The sequence below is a fragment of the Kitasatospora mediocidica KCTC 9733 genome (assembly GCF_000744225.1).
Classification (GTDB): domain Bacteria; phylum Actinomycetota; class Actinomycetes; order Streptomycetales; family Streptomycetaceae; genus Kitasatospora; species Kitasatospora mediocidica.
The window spans coordinates 1,004,879-1,026,017 of sequence record NZ_JQLN01000004.1; the positions used below are offsets into that span (position 1 = coordinate 1,004,879).

Annotated in this window: 1 protein-coding gene; it reads right to left on the reverse strand. The window is 71.8% G+C overall.

All coding sequences use genetic code 11. The annotated features are described in order from the left end of the window. Positions 1–25 precede the first annotated feature (25 nt). Entirely contained in the window at positions 26–21,082 is a 21,057-nt protein-coding gene (locus tag BS80_RS11970; protein ID WP_035796302.1) for a type I polyketide synthase, read from the reverse strand. Positions 21,083–21,139 lie beyond the last annotated feature (57 nt).

Below are 21,139 nucleotides of genomic sequence, written 5' to 3' on the forward strand. Positions count from 1 at the left end.
GCTCATCGGGTCAGGACACTCCCGTTCAGGAGGAACCGAGTTCGTCGTCGAGCAGGTTGAACAGTTCGTCGTCTGTTGCTGATTCGAGGTCGTGGTCGTCGGGAGCACTGTCGGTGGTCGCATCCTGGACGTCGTTCCACTTCGCCATGAGGGCCTGCAGTCGCATGGTGATCCGCGAACGCGTGACGCTGTCGTCGGTGGCCGCGACCAACGCGGCCTCCAGACGGTCGAGTTCACTGAACACGGACGGACCGCCGTCCTGCGGGAGTTCGGCCCGCAGGTGGTCGGCCAGCGCTGTGGGTGTCGGATAGTCGAAGATCAGCGTCGCCGGCAGCCGCAGCCCGGTGACCGCGCCCAGCCGGTTGCGGAGCTCGACCGCGGTGAGCGAGTCGAAGCCCAACTCCTTGAAGGCCGCGCTCGGTTCGACCTCGCCCGCGTCGCTGTGGCCGAGTACGGCGGCCACCTGGGCGCGGACCAGGTTGAGCAGGTAGCGGGTCCGTTCTGCCGGGGACAGGCCCGCCAGCTGGTCGGCGAGGCTCTGCGCCCCGCCGTCCGCGCCGCCGGCCGTGGCCCGTCGCGGCTGGGTGCGGATCAGTCCGCGCAGCAGCGGCGCGACTCCCGCCCCGGCCTGGGCCCGCAGTGCGGCGATGTCCAGCAGGGCCGGGATCAGCACGGCGGAACCGGCCGGGCCGGCCACGTCGAACAGCGCGAGGCCCTCCGCGCTGCCGAGCGCCGCCATGCTGCCCCGGCTGATCCGCTGACGGTCCGTCGCGTCCAGCGTGGCCGCCATGCCGCCGTCGTCCTCCCACAGGCCCCAGGCCAGCGACACGGCCGGGAGGCCGTGGGCACGCCGGTGCTGGGCGAGTGCGTCCAGGAAGGCGTTCGCCGCCGCGTAGTTGCCCTGCCCCGGGTTGCCGAACACGCCGGCCGCCGAGGAGAACAGGACGAACTCCGCGAGCTCCAGACCGGCCGTCAGCTCGTGCAGGTTCCAGGCGGCGTCCACCTTCGGACGCATCACCCGGTCGAGACGCTCCGGCGTCAGGGACTCGATGATGCCGTCGTCCAGGACACCGGCGGAGTGCACCACCGCCGTCAGCGGGTGTGCGGGGTCGATGCCCGCGAGCAGTGCGGCCAGCGCGTCGCGGTCGGCCGCGTCACAGGCCGCCCAACTGACCTGCGCTCCGGCTTCGGTGAGCTCCGCCGCGAGTTCGGCGGCGCCCTGCGCCTGCGCACCCCGGCGGCTGGTGAGCAGCAGGTGCCGCGCGCCGCGCTCGGCCACCAGGTGGCGGGCGAGCAGGCCACCCAGGGTGCCGGTCGCCCCGGTGATCAGGACGGTGCCCGCCGGGTCGTAGGCCGGCACCACCGCGTCGGCGAGGGAGGGCACCCGGGCGAGCCGCGGGGCCAGGACGGTCCCGGCGCGGACGGCCAACTGCGTCTCGTCCGAGGCGAGGGCGGACAGGAGCGCCTGGAGGTCGGCGCTGTCGCTGTCGGTGTCGGTGTGGCCATGGGTGTCCACGAGGACGAAGCGGCCCGGGTGCTCGGCCTGCGCCGACCGCACCAGACCCCAGAGTGCGGCGTGCGCCAGGTCGGCCACGTCCTCGCCCTCGGCGACCGCCACCGCGCCGCTGGTCAGCAGCACCAGGCGGGCGTCGGCGAAGCGGTCCTCGGCGATCCACTCCTTCACCAGCTCCAGCACCCGACCGGTCGCGGCGTGCGCCGCGGCGGCCGTGTCGTGGGTCGCCCCCGGCACCGGCCCGCAGGGAAGCAGGACGAGCTCCGGCCGGACGCCCTCGACGTCCACCGCCTTGGCGAGGGTGGGCAGGTCGGCGTATTCGCCGGCCTCGACACCCGCCGCCGCCAGCGTGGCCACCAGCGCGGCGGCCGTCCCGAGGTCGGCACCGCCCAGGACGGCCCAGCCGGCCGGGTTCCCGGCCTGCGGGGAGGCCGGCAGCGCGGACCAAGCGAGCTGGAAGAGCCCCTCGTGGTGACCGGCCCGAGCGGCGTTGAACTGCTCGGCGTCGAGCGGGCGCAGCGCGAGCGAGTCGACCGACACGACCGGCGCACCGGCCTCGTCGGCGATCGCCAGGCTGACCGCGCCGTGCTCGGCCGCCGACACCCGGACCCGCAGGACCGCCGCGCCGACCGCGTGCAGCCGGACACCCGACCACGCGAACGGCAGGCGGGCCCGCCCGGGGTCCTCGCCCCGGAAGAAGTCACCCAGGCCCACCGCGTGCAGCGCGGCGTCCAGCAGGGCGGGGTGCAGTCCGTACGCCCGGGCCTCGGCCGACTGCTCCTCGCCGAGTGCGACCTCCGCGAACACCTCGTTCCCGGCACGCCAGGCGGCACGCAGGCCGCGGAAGACCGGCCCGTACCCGAGGCCGAGGTCGGCGAAGGCCTCGTAGAGACCGTCGACCCCGAGCTCCTCGGCGCCGGCCGGCGGCCACTCGCGCAGCTCCACCGGTGCGGCGGCGGTGTCGGACGCGGTGAGCAGACCCGACGCGTGGCGCAGCCACGGCTCGTCGGGGGCGTCCTCCGGGCGGGAGTAGATGCTCAGCGCACGCTGCCCGGACGCGCCGGGCCCGTCCACGCTGACCCGCAGCTGGACACCGCCCCGCTCGGGCAGCACCAGCGGTGCCTCCAGCGTCAGGTCCTCGACCGTGTCGCACCCGACCTCGTCGCCGGCGCGGACGGCCAGCTCGACGAACGCGGTGCCGGGCAGCAGGACGGTGCCCATGACGGCGTGGTCGGCCAGCCAGCGGTGCGTGTGGAGGGAGAGCCGGCCGGTGAACAGGAAGCCGTCGCCGTCGGGCAGGTCCATCGCCGCGCCCAACAGCGGGTGATCGGCAGCGCCGAGACCGGCCGAAGCCACGTCACCGTTGCCTGCGGCGGCGCTCTCCAACCAGAAGCGGCGACGCTGGAAGGCGTACGTCGGCAGGTCGACCCGGCGGGCGCCGGTCCCGGCGAACACCGCCTCCCAGTCCAGGGCCACGCCCCGGACGTGGGCCCGCATCGCAGCGGTGGTCAGCGACTCCGCCTCCGGCCGGCCCTTGCGCAGGGTGAGGACGAAGGCGGCGTCGGCCTCGCCGGTGACGCACTCCTGCGCCAGCGCGGTCAGGACACCGTCCGGACCCAGCTCCAGGAACGTCGTGACGCCCTGGGCTTCGAGGGTGCGGATGCCGTCCAGGAAGCGGACGGCCTCGCGGACGTGGCGGACCCAGAAGTCGGCGGAACCGACTTCCTGCGCCGACACCACGTCGCCGGTGAGGTTGGAGACGATCGGGATCTTCGGAGCCTCGAACGTCAGCCCCTCGGCCACCGCACGGAAGGCGTCGAGCATCGGATCCATCAGCGGCGAGTGGAACGCGTGGCTGACGGTCAGGCGCTTGGACTTGCGACCGGCCGCAACAGCCAGGACCTCGTCCTCGTCACCCGCGATCACCAGCGAGTTCGGGCCGTTGACGGCCGCGATGCTCACACGCTCGGTGAGCAGCGGCAGCACCTCCGCCTCGGTGGCCTGCAACGCCACCATCGCACCACCGGCGGGCAGTTCCTGCATCAGACGGCCACGAGCGGCCACCAGCGTGCAGGCATCCGCCAGCGAGAGAACACCCGCCACATGCGCGGCGGCGATCTCACCGATCGAGTGCCCGGACAGGAAGTCCGGCTTCAGACCCCACGCCTCGACAAGCCGGAACAGCGCCACCTCCACCGCGAACAACGCCGGCTGGGTGTACTCCGTCCGGTCCAGCAGCTCCTTGTCCTTCCCGAACAACACGTCCTTCAGCGGCAGTTCGAGCTGCGCACAGACCGCGTCCAGCGCGTCCGCGAACACCGGGTAGGCGTCGTACAGTTCACGCCCCATCCCCAGCCGCTGGCTGCCCTGGCCGGTGAAGAGGAACGCCGTCTTGCCAGCGGCGACCGTCCCCCGCACCAGGCCCGAGGCCGCCGACTCGCCTGCGGCCAGGGCCTCCAGGCCCCGCAGCAGCTCGTCGCGGCTGTCGGCCACCACCGCCGCGCGGTGGTCGAAGGCCGAACGCCCGGTCGCCAGCGAGAAGCCGACGTCCGTGAGCGACAACTCCGGCTTGCCGAGCAGGTGTTCGCGCAGGCGCGCGGCTTGGTCGCGCAACGCGTCCGCGCTACGAGCAGAGAGCGGCCACGGCAGCAGCGCAGCGCCCGGTGCCGGCTCGGTGGTGGGCTCCAGGTCCTCGGCCGGGGCCTGCTCGATGATGGTGTGCGCGTTGGTGCCGCTGAAGCCGAAGGACGACACGGCGGCCCGGCGCGGACGACCGGTCTCCGGCCAGGGCCGGGCCTCCGTCAGCAGCTCGATGTCACCCGCCGACCAGTCGACGTGCGGCGACGGCTGACCCACGTGCAGGGTCTGCGGCAGCACCCCGTGACGCATCGCCATCACCATCTTGATGATGCCCGCGACACCTGCGGCAGCCTGGGTGTGACCCATGTTCGACTTCACCGAACCGAGCAGCAACGGCCGCTCGGCGTCACGGTCCTGGCCATATGTCGCCAGCAGCGCCTGCGCCTCGATCGGGTCACCGAGTGTGGTGCCCGTGCCGTGCGCCTCGACCGCGTCCACGTCGGTGGTCGACAGGCCGGCGTTGGCCAGCGCCTGGCGGATCACGCGCTGCTGGGACGGGCCGTTCGGCGCGGTGAGCCCGTTGCTCGCACCGTCCTGGTTGACGGCACTGCCCCGGACGACGGCCAGCACCTGGTGCCCGTTCTTACGGGCGTCGGAGAGCCGCTCGACGAGCAGCATGCCCGCGCCCTCGGACCAACCGGTCCCGTCCGCATCGGCCGAGAACGCCTTGCACCGGCCGTCGGCGGCCAGACCACGCTGGCGGCTGAACTCCACGAACGCACCCGGCGTGGCCATCACGGTCACGCCACCGGCCAACGCCAGCGTGCACTCACCGTTGCGCAACGCCTGGATCGCCCAGTGCAGCGCCACCAGCGAGGACGAGCAGGCCGTGTCGACGGTGACCGCCGGGCCCTCCAGGCCGAAGGTGTAGGAGAGCCGGCCGGAGATCACGCTCGCCGCGTTGCCCGTACCGATGAAGCCCTCAACGCCTTCGGGGAGCACGGCCATCGAGGCGTAGTCGTGGTACATCACGCCGGCGAAGACGCCGGTCCGGCTGCCGCGCAGCGTCGCCGGGTCGATGCCCGCCCGCTCGAACGCCTCCCAGGACGTCTCCAACAGCAGGCGCTGCTGCGGGTCCATGGCCAGGGCCTCACGCGGCGAGATCCCGAAGAAGCCCGGGTCGAACGCGCCCGCGTCCTCGACGAAACCACCCTCACGCGTGTACGACGTCCCCGCGTGATCGGCCTCCTCGTGGAACAGCCCCTCCAGATCCCAACCACGATCCGTCGGGAAGCCCGAGATCACATCCCGGCCCTCCATCACCAACCGCCACAGATCCTCCGGCGACGCCACCCCACCCGGATAGCGGCACCCCAGACCCACAATCGCGATCGGCTCGTCATCAGCCGAGCCCACCACCACCGGCCCCGCCACCCCGACAGCCGACCCCGCCAACTCCGCACCCAGGAAACGCGCCAGCACCAACGGAGTCGGATAGTCGAACACCAACGTCGCCGGCAACCGCAACCCACTCGCCGCAGCCAGCCCGTTGCGCAACTCAACCGCCGTCAACGAGTCAAAGCCCAGCTCACGGAACGACTGCCCCGCCTCCACCACATCCGACACACCATGACCCAGCACCGCGCCGACCTGACCCCGCACCAGCTCCAGCAGCACACCCTCCCGCTCAACCTCACCCAGACCCAGCAACCGCTGCGCCAACGCACCGACAGCAGCCGACCCCTCGGCCACCCGACGCACCGACACCCGCACCAGACCACGCAGCAACGGCGGCAGCAGAGCACCACCGGACGCCTGAGCGTGCAGGGCGGCCAGGTCAAGCAGCATCGGGACCAGCAGCGGTTCGGCGCCGGCGGTCGCCACGTCGAAGAGCTCCAGGCCCTGCGCGGTGGAGAGCCCGTCCACACCGGCACGGCTCATCCGCGACACATCCGCGGCATCCAGCGCACCGGCCATGCCCGCCTCATCCGCCCACAGACCCCAGGCCAGCGAGGTCGCGGGCAGACCGAGTGCGGCGCGATGCTGGGCGAGAGCGTCCAGGAACGCGTTCGCAGCGGCGTAGTTGCCCTGACCCGCACCACCGAACACACCGGCGGCGGAGGAGAACAGCACGAACGCCGACAAGTCCATGTCGCGCGTCAGCTCGTGCAGGTTCCACGCCGCATCCACCTTCGGACGCAGCACATGAGCCAGACGCTCCGGAGTGAGCGAGCCGATCACGCCGTCGTCCAGCACACCGGCCGTGTGCACCACGGCCGAGAGCGGGTGCTCGGCCAGCAGGCCGGCCAGCGCCTCGCGGTCCGCGACATCACACGCCGCCCAAACCGCGTGCGCACCCAAGTCGGCCAGCTCGGCCGCCAGTTCGGCAGCACCCTCGGCCGCCGCACCACGACGGCTCACCAACAACAGGCTCCGTACGCCGTGCTCGGTCACCAGGTGGCGGGCGGCCAGGCCGCCCAGCGAACCCGAGGCACCGGTGACCAGCACCGCACCCTCACCGCTCCACGACGGGGCATCGCCCTCGGCAACGGCTCGCGCCAACCGCGCGGCCTTCAGCGTGCCTGCACGGAGGGCGAGTTGCGGCTCCCCCGCAGTCAGTGCCGCCGACAGACCCTCGGTCCCGTCGATGTCCAGCAGCAGGAAGCGGCCCGGGTTCTCCGACTGCGCCGAACGCACCAGACCCCACACGGCCGCACCCGCCAGGGCGTCCACCGGCTCACCCGGAACAACGGCCACCGCACCCGACGTCACAAACACCAGGCACGAACCCGCGAACCGCTCGTCCGCCGACCACCGCTGGAGCAACGCCAACGTCCGCTCGGCAGCCAGGTGCGCGGCGGCGGGGGTGTCACCGTCGAGCGCGGGCGCCACCAGGACGAAGTCCGGCACCCCGCCGTCCAGTTCAGCAAGCTGGTCGAGATCCGCACAACGGTCCCCCGCCGGCACCAGGCCGAACGGATCCGCACCCAGCACCGCCAGTCGACCCACCGCAGCGGGAGCGGTGGCCGGAACGTCCACCCACTCCACCCGGAACAGCGCATCCTGACGCCCACCGGAACTCAACTGCTCGGCCGACACCGGCCGCAACACCAACGAGTCCACCGACAGCACCGCACGCCCAGCACCATCAGCCACCGCCAACGACACCGCATCCGGCCCCGCCGCAGACACCCGCACCCGGAGCACCGAGGCACCGACCGCGTGCAACGACACACCCGACCACGCAAACGGCAGACGAGCCCGCCCGGCATCCTCAGCACCGAAGAACCCACCCAGACCCACCGCATGCAACGCGGCGTCCAACAGGGCGGGATGCAACCCGAACGCCCCCGCCTCACCCGCCTGCTCCTCACCGAGTGCGACCTCCGCGAACACCTCGTCCCCGGCACGCCACGCAGCCCGCACCCCCTGGAACACCGGCCCATACCCCAGACCGATCCCCGCAAAAGCCTCGTACAGACCCTCCACCCCGACGGCCTCGGCCCCGACCGGCGGCCACACCGCCAGATCCGCCGGCACCACACCACCGGCGGGAGCGAGCACACCCGAGGCGTGTCGCACCCACAGGTCGTCCCCGGCATCCTCCAACCGCGAATACACCGCGACCGAGCACCGACCCGACCCGTCCGACGCACCCACCACCACCTGCAGACGGACACCACCCGCCTCCGGAAGCACCAACGGCGCCTCCAACGTCAACTCCTCGACCGTGCCGCACCCGACCTGATCGCCGGCCCGCACCGCCAACTCCACAAACGCCGTACCAGGCAACAACACACTGCCCAACACCGCATGATCCGCCAACCACGGATGCGTCTCCAACGACACCCGACCCGTCAACAGCAGACCCTCACCACCCGCCAACCCAACAACAGCACCCACCAACGGATGATCAACCGACACCAACCCCAACCCAGCAGTCCCACCCACCACCACACCCGACAACTCCGGCCAAAAACGCCGACGCTGGAACGCATACGTCGGCAGCTCAACCCGACGAGCACCCGCCCCGGCGAACACCGCCTCCCAGTCGAGTCGTGCACCGCGAACGTGCAGGGTAGCGAGGGCAGTGGTCAGCGACTCCGCCTCAGGGCGGCCCTTGCGCAGGGTCGGCACGAAGGCCTGCTCGTTACCGGTGACGCAGTCCTGCGCCAACGCGGTCAGGACGCCGTCCGGGCCCAGCTCGACGAACGTCGTGACGCCCTGGGCTTCGAGGGTGCGGATGCCGTCCAGGAAGCGGACGCCCTCGCGGACGTGCCGGACCCAGAAGTCGGCGGACGTCACCTCGCCGGTGAGATTGGAGACGATCGGGATCTTCGGCGCGTGGAACGTCAGGCCCTCGACGACCTCGCGGAACGCGTCCAGCATGCCGTCCATCAGCGGCGAGTGGAACGCGTGGCTGACGGTGAGGCGCTTGGACTTGCGGTCGGCTGCAACAGCCAGGACCTCGTCCTCGTCACCCGCGATCACCAGCGAGTTCGGACCGTTGACGGCGGCAATGCTCACGCGCTCGGTGAGCAGCGGAAGCACCTCGTCCTCGGTGGCCTGGATCGCCACCATCGCACCACCGGCGGGCAGTTCCTGCATCAGACGGCCACGAGCGGCCACCAGCGTGCAGGCATCCGCCAGCGAGAGAACACCCGCCACATGCGCGGCGGCGATCTCACCGATCGAGTGCCCGGAGAGGAAGTCCGGCTTCAGACCCCAGGCCTCGACGAGGCGGAAGAGCGCCACCTCGATGGCGAACAACGCGGGCTGGGTGTACTCGGTCCGGTTCAGCGCCTCGGCGTCGTCGCCGAACAGCACATCCTTCAGCGGCAGTTCGAGCTGCGCACAGACCTCGTCCAGCGCGTCCGCGAACACCGGGTAGGCGTCGTACAGTTCACGCCCCATCCCGAGCCGCTGACTCCCCTGGCCGGTGAACAGGAACGCCGTCTTGCCACCGACGACCGCACCTCGCACCAGGCCCGAGGCCGCCGACTCGCCCGCGGCCAGAGCTTCCAGGCCCGCCAGCAGGCCGGCCCGATCCTCGGCCACCACCGCCGCGCGGTGGTCCAGCGAGGCTCGCGTCGTGGCCAGCGAGTAGGACAGGTCGGTGAGTTCGCCGTCCTCGTGGTCGTCCAGGAAGGAGCGCAGTCGGACCGCCTGGGCGCGCAGGGCGTCGGCGGTCTTCGCCGACAGCGGCCACAGCTTCACGGCCGGAGCCGACGGTGCCGGCTCGTCCGTGTCGAGCGCGGCCGCTGCGATCGGTGCCTGCTCGATGATGGTGTGCGCGTTGGTCCCGCTGAAGCCGAAGGACGACACAGCGGCCCGGCGCGGACGACCGGTCTCCGGCCACGGCCGGGCCTCCGTCAGCAGCTCGATGTCACCCGCCGACCAGTCGACGTGCGGCGACGGCTGACCCACGTGCAGCGTCTGCGGCAGCACCCCGTGACGCATCGCCATCACCATCTTGATGATGCCCGCCACACCAGCGGCCGCCTGGGTGTGACCCATGTTCGACTTCACCGAACCGAGCAGCAACGGCCGCTCGGCATCGCGGTCCTGGCCATACGTCGCCAGCAGCGCCTGCGCCTCGATCGGGTCACCCAGCGAGGTGCCCGTGCCGTGCGCCTCCACCGCGTCCACGTCCGACGTGGACAGACCCGCACTCGCCAGCGCCTGCCGGATCACCCGCTGCTGCGAGGGACCGTTCGGCGCCGTGAGCCCGTTGCTCGCACCGTCCTGGTTGATCGCACTGCCGCGCACGACGGCGAGCACCGGGTGCCCGAGCCGCTGCGCGTCGGAGAGCCGCTCGACGAGCAGCATGCCCGCGCCCTCGGACCAACCGGTCCCGTCCGCATCGGCCGAGAACGCCTTGCACCGGCCGTCGGCGGCAAGACCACGCTGGCGGCTGAACTCCACGAACGCACCCGGCGTGGCCATCACGGTCACACCGCCGGCCAGCGCCAGCGAGCACTCACCGTTGCGAAGTGCCTGTACAGCGAGGTGCAACGCGACCAGCGACGACGAGCAGGCCGTGTCGACGGTGACCGCCGGGCCCTCCAGGCCAAAGGTGTAGGACAGTCGGCCCGAAATCACGCTCGCCGCGTTGCCCGTCCCGAGGAAGCCCTCGACGCCCTCCGGCACTCGGTCCAGGAGCGAGGCGTAGTCGTGGTACATCACGCCGGCGAAGACGCCGGTCCGGCTGCCGCGCAGCGTCGCCGGGTCGATGCCCGCCCGCTCGAACGCCTCCCAGGACGTCTCCAACAGCAGGCGCTGCTGCGGGTCCATCGCGAGGGCCTCACGCGGCGAGATGCCGAAGAAGCCCGGGTCGAACGCGCCCGCGTCCTCGACGAAACCACCCTCACGCGTGTACGACGTCCCCGCGTGATCGGCCTCCTCGTGGAACAGCCCCTCCAGATCCCAACCACGGTCCGTCGGGAAGCCCGAGATCACATCCCGGCCCTCCATCACCAACCGCCACAGATCCTCCGGCGACGCCACCCCACCCGGATAGCGGCACCCCAGACCCACAATCGCGATCGGCTCGTCATCAGCCGAGCCCACCACCACCGGCCCCGCCACCCCGACAGCCGACCCCGCCAACTCCGCACCCAGGAAACGCGCCAGCACCAACGGAGTCGGATAGTCGAACACCAACGTCGCCGGCAACCGCAACCCACTCGCCGCAGCCAGCCCGTTGCGCAGCTCAACCGCCGTCAACGAGTCAAAGCCCAGCTCACGGAACGACTGCCCCGCCTCCACCACATCCGACACACCATGACCCAGCACCGCGCCGACCTGACCCCGCACCAGCTCCAGCAGCACACCCTCCCGCTCAACCTCACCCAGACCCAGCAACCGCTGCGCCAACGCACCGACAGCAGCCGACCCCTCAGCCACCCGACGCACCGACACCCGCACCAGACCACGCAGCAACGGCGGCACCCAACCGTTGGCCGCCGCCTCCACCCGAACCGCCGCGAGATCCAACCGCATCGGCACCAACAGCGGCTCTGCGCCGCCGGTCGCCACATCGAACAGCTCAAAGCCCTGTTCAACGGAGAGCGCGTTGACCCCGCCCCGGTTCATCCGGGACACGTCCGACGCGTCCAGCGCACCGGCCATGCCCGCCTCATCCGCCCACAGACCCCAGGCCAGCGAGGTCGCGGGCAGACCGAGTGCGGCGCGATGCTGGGCGAGAGCGTCCAGGAACGCGTTTCCAGCAGCGTAGTTGCCCTGACCCGCACCACCGAAGACACCGGCGGCGGAGGAGAACAGCACGAACGCCGACAAGTCCATGTCGCGGGTCAGCTCGTGCAGGTTCCACGCCGCATCCACCTTCGGACGCAGCACATGGGCCAGACGCTCCGGAGTGAGCGAGTCGATCACGCCGTCGTCCAGCACACCGGCCGTGTGCACCACGGCCGAGAGCGGGTGCTCGGCCAGCAGGCCGGCCAGCGCCTCACGGTCCGCGACATCACACGCCGCCCACGTGGCCTCAGCGCCCAAGTCGGCAAGCTCGGCCGCCAGTTCGGCAGCACCCTCGGCCGCCGCACCACGACGGCTCACCAACAGCAGGCTCCGCACGCCGTGCTCGGCCACCAGATGCCGGGCGACCAGGCCGCCCAGCGAACCCGAGGCACCGGTCACCAACACCGCACCCTCACCGCTCCACGCCGGGGCATCGCCCTCGGCAACGGCTCGCGCCAACCGCGCGGCCTTCAGCGTGCCTGCGCGGAGGGCGAGTTGCGGCTCCCCCGCAGTCAGCGCCGCCGACAGACCCTCGGTCCCGTCGATGTCCAGCAACAGGAAGCGGCCCGGGTTCTCCGACTGCGCCGAACGCACCAGACCCCACACGGCCGCACCCGCCAGGGCGTCCACCGGCTCACCCGGGACGGCGGCCACCGCACCCGAGGTCACGAAGACCAGGCACGAACCCGCGAACCGCTCGTCCGCCGACCACCGCTGGAGCAACGCCAACGTCTGCTCCGCAGCCGCATGAGCCGCAGTCGCGCTGTCGCCCTCGACCACGGGCGACACCAGGACGAAGTCCGGAACACCGGACTCAAGTTGAGCCAACGCATCCAGATCCGCATAACGGTCGTCGACGGTCACCAGGCCGAACGGGTCGGCGCCCAGCACCGCGAGGCGACCCACCGCAGCGGGCGCGGTGGCCGGAACGTCCACCCACTCCACCCGGAACAGCGCATCCTGACGCCCACCGGCACTCAACTGCTCTGCCGACACCGGCCGCAACACCAACGAGTCCACCGACAACACCGCACGCCCAGCACCGTCAGCCACCGCCAACGACACCGCATCCGGCCCCGCCCCAGACACCCGCACCCGGAGCACCGAGGCACCGACCGCGTGCAACGACACACCCGACCACGCAAACGGCAGACGAGCCCGCCCGGCATCCTCACCACCGAAGAACTCACCCAGACCCACCGCATGCAACGCGGCGTCCAACAGGGCGGGATGCAACCCGAACGCCCCCGCCTCACCCGCCTGCTCCTCACCGAGTGCGACCTCCGCGAACACCTCGTCCCCGGCACGCCACGCAGCCCGCACCCCCTGGAACACCGGCCCATACCCCAGACCGATCCCCGCAAAAGCCTCGTACAGACCCTCCACCGGCACCGCTGCGGCACCCACCGGCGGCCACACCGCCAGATCCGCCGGCACCACACCACCGGCGGGAGCGAGCACACCCGAGGCGTGTCGCACCCACAGGTCATCCCCGGCATCCTCCAACCGCGAATACACCGCGACCGAGCACCGACCCGACCCGTCCGACGCACCCACCACCACCTGCAGACGGACACCACCCGCCTCCGGAAGCACCAACGGCGCCTCCAACGTCAACTCCTCGACCGTGCCGCACCCAACCTGATCGCCGGCCCGCACCGCCAACTCCACAAACGCCGTACCAGGCAACAACACACTGCCCAACACCGCATGATCCGCCAACCACGGATGCGTCTCCAACGACACCCGACCCGTCAACAGCAGACCCTCACCACCCGCCAACCCAACAACAGCACCCACCAACGGATGATCAACCGACACCAACCCCAACCCAGCAGTCCCACCCACCACCACACCCGACAACTCCGGCCAAAAACGCCGACGCTGGAACGCATACGTCGGCAGCTCAACCCGACGAGCACCCGCCCCGGCGAACACCGCCTCCCAATCCAGGACCACGCCTCGGACATGGGCCCGCATCGCGGCAGCGGTCAGGCTCTCCGCCTCGGGCCGGCCCTTGCGCAGCGCCGAGACGAACGCGGCGGTGTCCTCGGTGACGCAGTCCTGCGCCAGCGCGGTCAGCACACCGTCCGGACCCAGCTCCAGGAACGTCGTGACGCCCTGGGCTTCGAGGCTGCGGACGCCGTCCAGGAAGCGGACAGCCTCGCGGACGTGCCGGACCCAGAAGTCGGCGGAACCGACTTCCTCCGCCGAGACCACAGCGCCGGTCAGGTTCGACACGATCGGAATCTTCGGAGCCTCGAACGTCAGCCCCTCGGCCACCGCACGGAAGGCATCGAGCATCGGATCCATCAACGGCGAGTGGAACGCGTGACTGACGGTCAGCCGCTTGCTCTTGCGACCGGCCGCAATGGCCAGGACCTCGTCCTCGTCACCAGCGATCACCAGCGAGTTCGGACCGTTCACAGCCGCGATGCTCACGCGCTCGCTGAGCAGCGAAAGCACCTCCGCCTCGGTCGCCTGCAACGCCACCATCGCGCCACCGGAAGGCAGTTCCTGCATCAGACGGCCACGAGCAGCCACCAACGTGCAAGCGTCCGCGAGCGACAGAACACCCGCCACATGCGCAGCGGCGATCTCACCGATCGAGTGACCGGACACGAAGTCCGGCCGCAGACCCCACGCCTCAACCAACCGGAACAGCGCCACCTCCACCGCGAACAACGCCGGCTGAGTGAACTCCGTCCGGTCCAGCACCGCAGCGTCCTCGCCGAACAGCACATCCTTCAGCGGCAGTTCAAGCTCCGCACACACCGCGTCCAACGCAGCCGCGAACACCGGGAACGCCTCATACAGCTCACGCCCCATCCCCAGCCGCTGACTCCCCTGCCCCGTGAACAGGAACGCCGTCTTGCCACCGGCCACCGCGCCCTCGACCACACCGGCGGCGGCGCGGCCCTCGGCCAGCGCCTCCAGTCCCGCCAGCAGCTCGTCACGGCTGTCGCCCACCAGCACCGCGCGGTGGTCGAAGGCCGAACGCCCGGTCGCCAGCGAGAAGCCGACGTCCGTGAGGGACAACTCGCGCATTCCGAGCACGTGTTCGCGCAGGCGCGCGGCCTGGTCGCGCAGCGCGTCCGCGCTACGAGCGGAGAGCGGCCACGGCAGCAACGCAGCGCCCGGTGTCGGCTCGGTGGTGGGCTCCAGGTCCTCGGCCGGGGCCTGCTCGATGATGGTGTGCGCGTTGGTGCCGCTGATGCCGAACGAGGAGACGCCGGCCCGGCGCGGACGGCCGGTCTCCGGCCAGGCCCGCGACTCGGTCAGCAGCTCGACGTCGCCCGCCGACCAGTCCACGTGCGGCGACGCCGCGTCGGCGTGCAGGGTCTTGGGCAGCACGCCGTGGCGCATCGCCATGACCATCTTGATGATGCCCGCGACACCGGCGGCCGCCTGGGTGTGACCCATGTTCGACTTCACCGATCCGAGCAGCAACGGCCGCTCGGCGTCGCGGTCCTGGCCGTAGGTCGCCAGCAGCGCCTGGGCCTCGATCGGGTCACCCAGCGTCGTGCCGGTGCCGTGCGCCTCCACCGCGTCCACGTCCGACGTGGACAGACCCGCACTCGCCAGCGCCTGCCGGATCACCCGCTGCTGCGAGGGACCGTTCGGCGCCGTGAGGCCGTTGCTCGCACCGTCCTGGTTGACGGCGCTGCCCTTGACGATCGCAAGCACCGGGTGCCCGTTCCTGCGGGCGTCGGACAGTCGTTCGACGAGCAGCATGCCCGCGCCCTCGGACCAACCGGTCCCGTCCGCATCGGCCGAGAACGCCTTGCACCGGCCGTCGGCGGCCAAACCGCGCTGGCGGCTGAAGCCGATGAACGTGCCGGGGGTGGCCATCACGGTGACACCGCCGGCGAGGGCGAGGGTGCACTCGCCGCTGCGCAGCGACTGGATCGCCCAGTGCAGCGCCACCAGCGAGGACGAGCAGGCGGTGTCGATGGTGACCGCCGGGCCCTCCAGGCCGAAGGTGTAGGAGACACGGCCGGAGGCGATGCTGCCGGTGCTGCCGGAGCCGAGTGCTCCGTCGCCGCCGTCGGGCGCCTGGTCGAGGAGCGCGGCGTAGTCGTGGTACATCACGCCGGCGAAGACGCCGGTCCGGCTGCCGCGCAGCGTCGCCGGGTCGATGCCCGCTCGCTCGAACGCCTCCCAGGACGTCTCCAACAGCAAGCGCTGCTGCGGGTCGGTGGCGAGGGCCTCACGCGGCGAGATGCCGAAGAACGTGGGGTCGAAGTCGGCCGCGTCGTGCAGGAAGCCGCCCTGACGGGTGTACGAGGTGCCCGGGTGGTCCGGGTCCTCGTGGTAGATCGCGCCCAGGTCCCAGCCACGGTCGGTGGGGAACTCGGAGATCAGGTCCTCGCCCGAGGCGAGGAGACGCCACAGGTCGTCCGGCGTGCTCACCCCGCCGGGGAACCGGCAGCTCATCGCGACGATGGCGATCGGCTCGTCGTCGACCGCGCTCGGCAGTGCGACCGGGATACCGATGTCCGCACGCACGCCCGCGAGTTCGCCGCGCAGGTAGCGGGCGAGGGTGAGGGAGGTCGGGTAGTCGAAGACCAGCGTGGCCGGCAGTCGCAGCTCGGTGACCGCGTTCAGCCGGTTGCGCAGCTCGATGGCGGTCAGCGAGTCGAAGCCCAGCTCCTTGAACGCCCGCTGCGGCTCGACACCGTCGGCGGAACCGTGACCGAGCACGGCGGCGACCTGACTCCGGACCAGCTCCAGGAGCGCACGCTCCTGCTCGGCCTCGCCCAGACCCACCAGCCGCTGTGCCAGCACACCGACGACGGCGGAACCCTCCGCCACCCGACGCACCGACACCCGCACCAGACCACGCAGGAACGGCGGCACCCAACCGTTGGCCGCCGCCTCCGCCCGAACCGCCGCGAGGTCCAACCGCATCGGCACCAGCAGGGGTTCGGCGCCGGCGGTCGCCACGTCGAAGAGCTCCAGGCCCTGCGCGGTGGAGAGCCCGTCCACACCGGCACGGCTCATCCGCGACACATCCGCGGCATCCAGCGCACCGGCCATGCCCGCCTCATCCGCCCACAGACCCCAGGCCAGCGAGGTCGCGGGCAGACCGAGTGCGACGCGGTGCTGGGCGAGAGCGTCCAGGAACGCGTTTCCAGCAGCGTAGTTGCCCTGACCCGCACCACCGAAGACACCGGCGGCGGAGGAGAACAGCACGAACGCCGACAAGTCCATGTCGCGCGTCAGCTCGTGCAGGTTCCACGCCGCATCCACCTTCGGACGCAGCACATGAGCCAGACGCTCCGGAGTGAGCGAGCCGATCACGCCGTCGTCCAGCACACCGGCCGTGTGCACCACGGCCGAGAGCGGGTGCTCGGCCAGCAGGCCGGCCAGCGCCTCACGGTCCGCGACATCACACGCCGCCCACGTCGCCTCAGCACCCAAGTCGGCCAACTCGGCCGCCAGTGCGGCAGCACCCTCAGCCGCCGCACCACGACGGCTCACCAACAGGAGGCTCCGCACGCCGTGCTCGGCCACCAGGTGGCGAGCCACCAGACCACCCAGCGAACCCGAGGCACCGGTCACCAGCACCGCACCCTCACCGTCCCACGACGGGGCGTCACCCTCGGCAACGGCTCGCGCCAACCGCGCGGCCTTCAACACACCAGCACGGAGAGCCAATTGCGGCTCCCCCGCAGCCAACGCCGCCGACAAACCCTCAGGCCCGTCAACGTCCAGCAACAGGAAGCGATCCGGGTTCTCCGACTGCGCCGAACGCACCAGACCCCACACCGCCGCACCCGCCAAGCCATCCACCGGCTCGCCCGGAACAACGGCCACCGCACCCGACGTCACAAACACCAGACGCGCATCCGCGAACCGCTCGTCCGCCGACCACCGCTGAAGCAACGCCAACGTCCGCTCGGCAGCCAGGTGCGCGGCGGCGGCGGTGTCACCCTCGACCACGGGCGACACCAGGACGAAGTCCGGTACCCCGCCGTCCAGTTCAGCAAGCTGGTCGAGATCCGCACAACGGTCCCCCGCCGGCACCAGGCCGAACGGGTCGGCGCCCAGCGCCGCCAGCCGACCAGCCGCAGCGGGCGCGGCCGGGACATCCACCCACTCCACCCGGAACAGCGCATCCTGACGCCCACCGGCACTCAGCTGCTCGGCCGACACCGGCCGCAACACCAACGAGTCCACCGACAGCACCGCACGCCCAGCACCGTCAGCCACCGCCAACGACACCGCATCCGGCCCCGCCGGGGAGAGCCGCACCCGGAGCACCGAGGCGCCGACCGCGTGCAACGACACACCGCTCCACAGGAACGGCAGGCGGACCCCGCCGTTGTCCCCGACCAGTCCGCCCAGGCCCACCACGTGCAGCGCCGAGTCCAGGAGGGCCGGGTGCAGGCCGAACAGGCTCGCCTCCGAACCGGTCCCCTCCCCGAGCACCAGCTCCGCGAACACCTCGTCACCGAGCCTCCAGGCAGCCCGCACACCACGGAACACCGGACCGTACGCGAGCCCGGCGTCGGCCAGTCCCTCGTACAGGCCCTCGACCGGCAGCACCGTCGCGCCCACCGGCGGCCAGACGTCCAGTTCGACCGGGACGGCGCCCGTGCCACCGGCCAGCACGCCGGAGGCGTGCCGCACCCACGGCTCGTCGTCGGCATCCTCGACGCGCGAGTACACCGCGACCGAGCACCGGCCCGATCCGTCCGGCGCACCCACCGCGACCTGCAGGCGGACACCGCCCGTCTCCGGCAGCACCAGCGGCGCCTCCAACGCCAGCTCCTCCAGCAGGCCGCAGCCCACCTGGTCGCCGGCCCGCACCGCCAGCTCGACGAACGCCGTCCCGGGGAGCAGCACGCTGCCCATCACGACGTGGTCCGCCAGCCACGGGTGCGTCTCCAGCGACAGGCGCCCGGTGTAGAGGAAGCCGTCGGTGTCGGCGAGCGAGACCGCCGCGCCGAGCAGCGGGTGCCCGGCCGCGCCGAGGCCGGCTGACGTGACGTCGCCGACGGGGTAGCCCGCGTCGAGCCAGTAGGTCTCGCGCTGGAAGGCGTACAGCGGCAGGTCCGTACGGGTCGTCCCGGTCCCGGCGAACACCTGGTTCCAGTCCGGGGACACGCCCTGGACATGGGTCCCCGCCAGTGCGGCGGCCAGGCTCCGGACCTCCGGACGGCCGGCACGCAGCGCGGAGACGAAGGTCGCGCCGCTCTCGGCCAGGCAGTCCTGTGCCATGGCGGTGAGCACGCCGTCCGGGCCGAGCTCAACGAACGTCGTGACGTTCTTCGCCTCCAGCGTGCGGATGCCGTCCAGGAAGCGGACGGCCTCCCGGACGTGCCGGACCCAGAAATCGGCCGAGCCGACTTCCTGCGCCGACACCACGTCGCCGGTCAGGTTCGACACGATCGGGATCTTCGGAGCGTGGAACGTCAGCCCCTCGACGACCTCGCGGAAGGCGTCGAGCATCGGATCCATCAGCGGCGAGTGGAACGCGTGACTGACCGTGAGGCGCTTGCTCTTGCGACCGGCCGCAATGGCCAGAACCTCGTCCTCGTCACCCGCCACGACCACCGACGTCGGACCGTTGACGGCCGCGATGCTCACCCGCTCGGTCAGCAGCGGCAGCACCTCCGCCTCCGTCGCCTGCAACGCCACCATCGCACCACCGGACGGCAGTTCCTGCATCAGACGGCCACGAGCGGCCACCAGCGTGCAGGCATCCGCCAGCGAGAACACGCCCGCCACATGCGCGGCAGCGATCTCACCGATCGAGTGCCCGGACAGGAAGTCCGGCTTCAGACCCCAGGCTTCAACCAGCCGGAACAGCGCCACCTCCACCGCGAACAACGCCGGCTGAGTGAACTCCGTCCGATTCAGCACCGCAGCGTCCTCGCCGAACAGCGCATCCTTCAGCGGCAGTTCGAGCTCAGCACACACCGCGTCCAACGCAGCCGCGAACACCGGGAACGCGTCATAGAGCTCACGCCCCATCCCGAGCCGCTGACTCCCCTGACCGGTGAACAGGAACGCCGTCTTGCCACCGGCCACCGCGCCCTCGACCACACCGGCGCCGGCGCGGCCCTCGGCCAGCGCCTCCAGTCCCGCCAGCAGCTCGTCACGGCTGTCGCCCACCACCACCGCACGGTGCTCGAAGGCCGAACGCCCGGTCGCCAGCGAGAAGCCGACGTCCGCGAGCGCCACGCCGGAGTGTGCGGCGAGGTGGGTGTGGAGCTTGCCGGCCTGCGCGAGCAGCGCCGTCCGGCTCTTGGCGGAGAGCGCCCAGACGGGCAGCGCGGCCGCGGAGGCTCCGGCGTCCGGGACGGCGGCGCCGTCCACGGGAGCCTGCGGCTCGTCGGCCGGGGCCTGCTCGATGATGGTGTGCGCGTTGGTCCCGCTGATGCCGAAGGACGACACGGCGGCCCGGCGCGGCTGCCCGGTCTCCGGCCACGGCCGGGACTCGGTCAGCAGCTCTACCGCACCCGCCGACCAGTCCACGCTCGGCGTGGGCTCGTCCACGTGCAGGGTCTTGGGCAGCACGCCGTGCTGCATCGCGAGGACCATCTTGATGATGCCCGCGACACCGGCGGCGGCCTGGGTGTGCCCGACGTTCGACTTGACGGAACCGAGCCAGAGCGGCTGGTCCGCCTCCCTCGCCCGGCCGTACGTGGCCAGCAGGGCCTGGGCCTCGATCGGGTCGCCGAGCGTGGTGCCGGTGCCGTGCGCCTCGACCACGTCGATCTGCGCGGCGGACAGCCGGGCGCCGGCCAGCGCCTGGCGGATCACGCGCTGCTGGGACGGGCCGTTCGGCGCGGTCAGGCCGCTGCTGGCACCGTCCTGGTTCACGGCCGAGCCGCGCACCACGGCCAGCACGCGGTGGCCGTTGCGCCGCGCGTCGGAGAGCCGCTCCAGGAGCAGCATGCCGGCGCCCTCGCCCCAGCCGGTGCCGTCCGCCGCCGCCGCGAACGACTTGCAGCGGCCGTCCATCGCCAGTCCGCGCTGGCGGCTGAACTCGGTGAACGTGCCGGGGGTGGACATCACGGTGACGCCGCCGGCCAGCGCGAGCGCGCACTCGCGCTGGCGCAGGGCCTGGGCGGCCAGGTGTACGGCGACCAGCGAGGAGGAGCAGGCGGTGTCGATGGTGAGGGCCGGGCCCTCCAGGCCGAAGGTGTAGGCCACCCGGCCCGAGGCGATGCTGCCCGAACTGCCGTTGCCCAGGAAGCCCTCGATGCCCTCGGGCACGGACCACAGGCGCGAGGCGTAGTCGTGGTACATCACACCCGCGAAGACGCCGGTCTGGCTGCCGCGCAGGGTCGCCGGGTCGATGCCCGCCCGCTCGAACGCCTCCCAGGAGGTCTCCAGCAGCAGGCGCTGCTGCGGGTCCATGGCGAGGGCCTCGCGCGGCGAGATCCCGAAGAACGCCGGGTCGAAGTCCGCGACGTCGTGCAGGAACCCGCCCTCGTGCAGGTAGTCCTCGTAGCCGCTCTCCGGGTCGGGCTCGAAGAGCACCTCGGAGTCCCAGCCACGGTTGGTGGGGTAGGGCGAGACGGCGTCGCCGCCCCGGGCGACCAGCTCCCACAGCTCCTCGGGGGTGCTGATGCCGCCCGGGTAGCGGCAGCTCATCGCCACGATGGCGATCGGCTCCTGCTCCCGCTCCTCGACCTCGCGCAGCCGCCGCCGTGCCTCCCGCAGGTCGGTGGTCGCCCGCTTGAGGTAGTCGAGGTACTTCTCCTCGTTCGCCATTACGCCATTCCCCTGGTGCTGAGAGTCCGAAAGCTCATGTGGAGCGGGAGCAGGAAC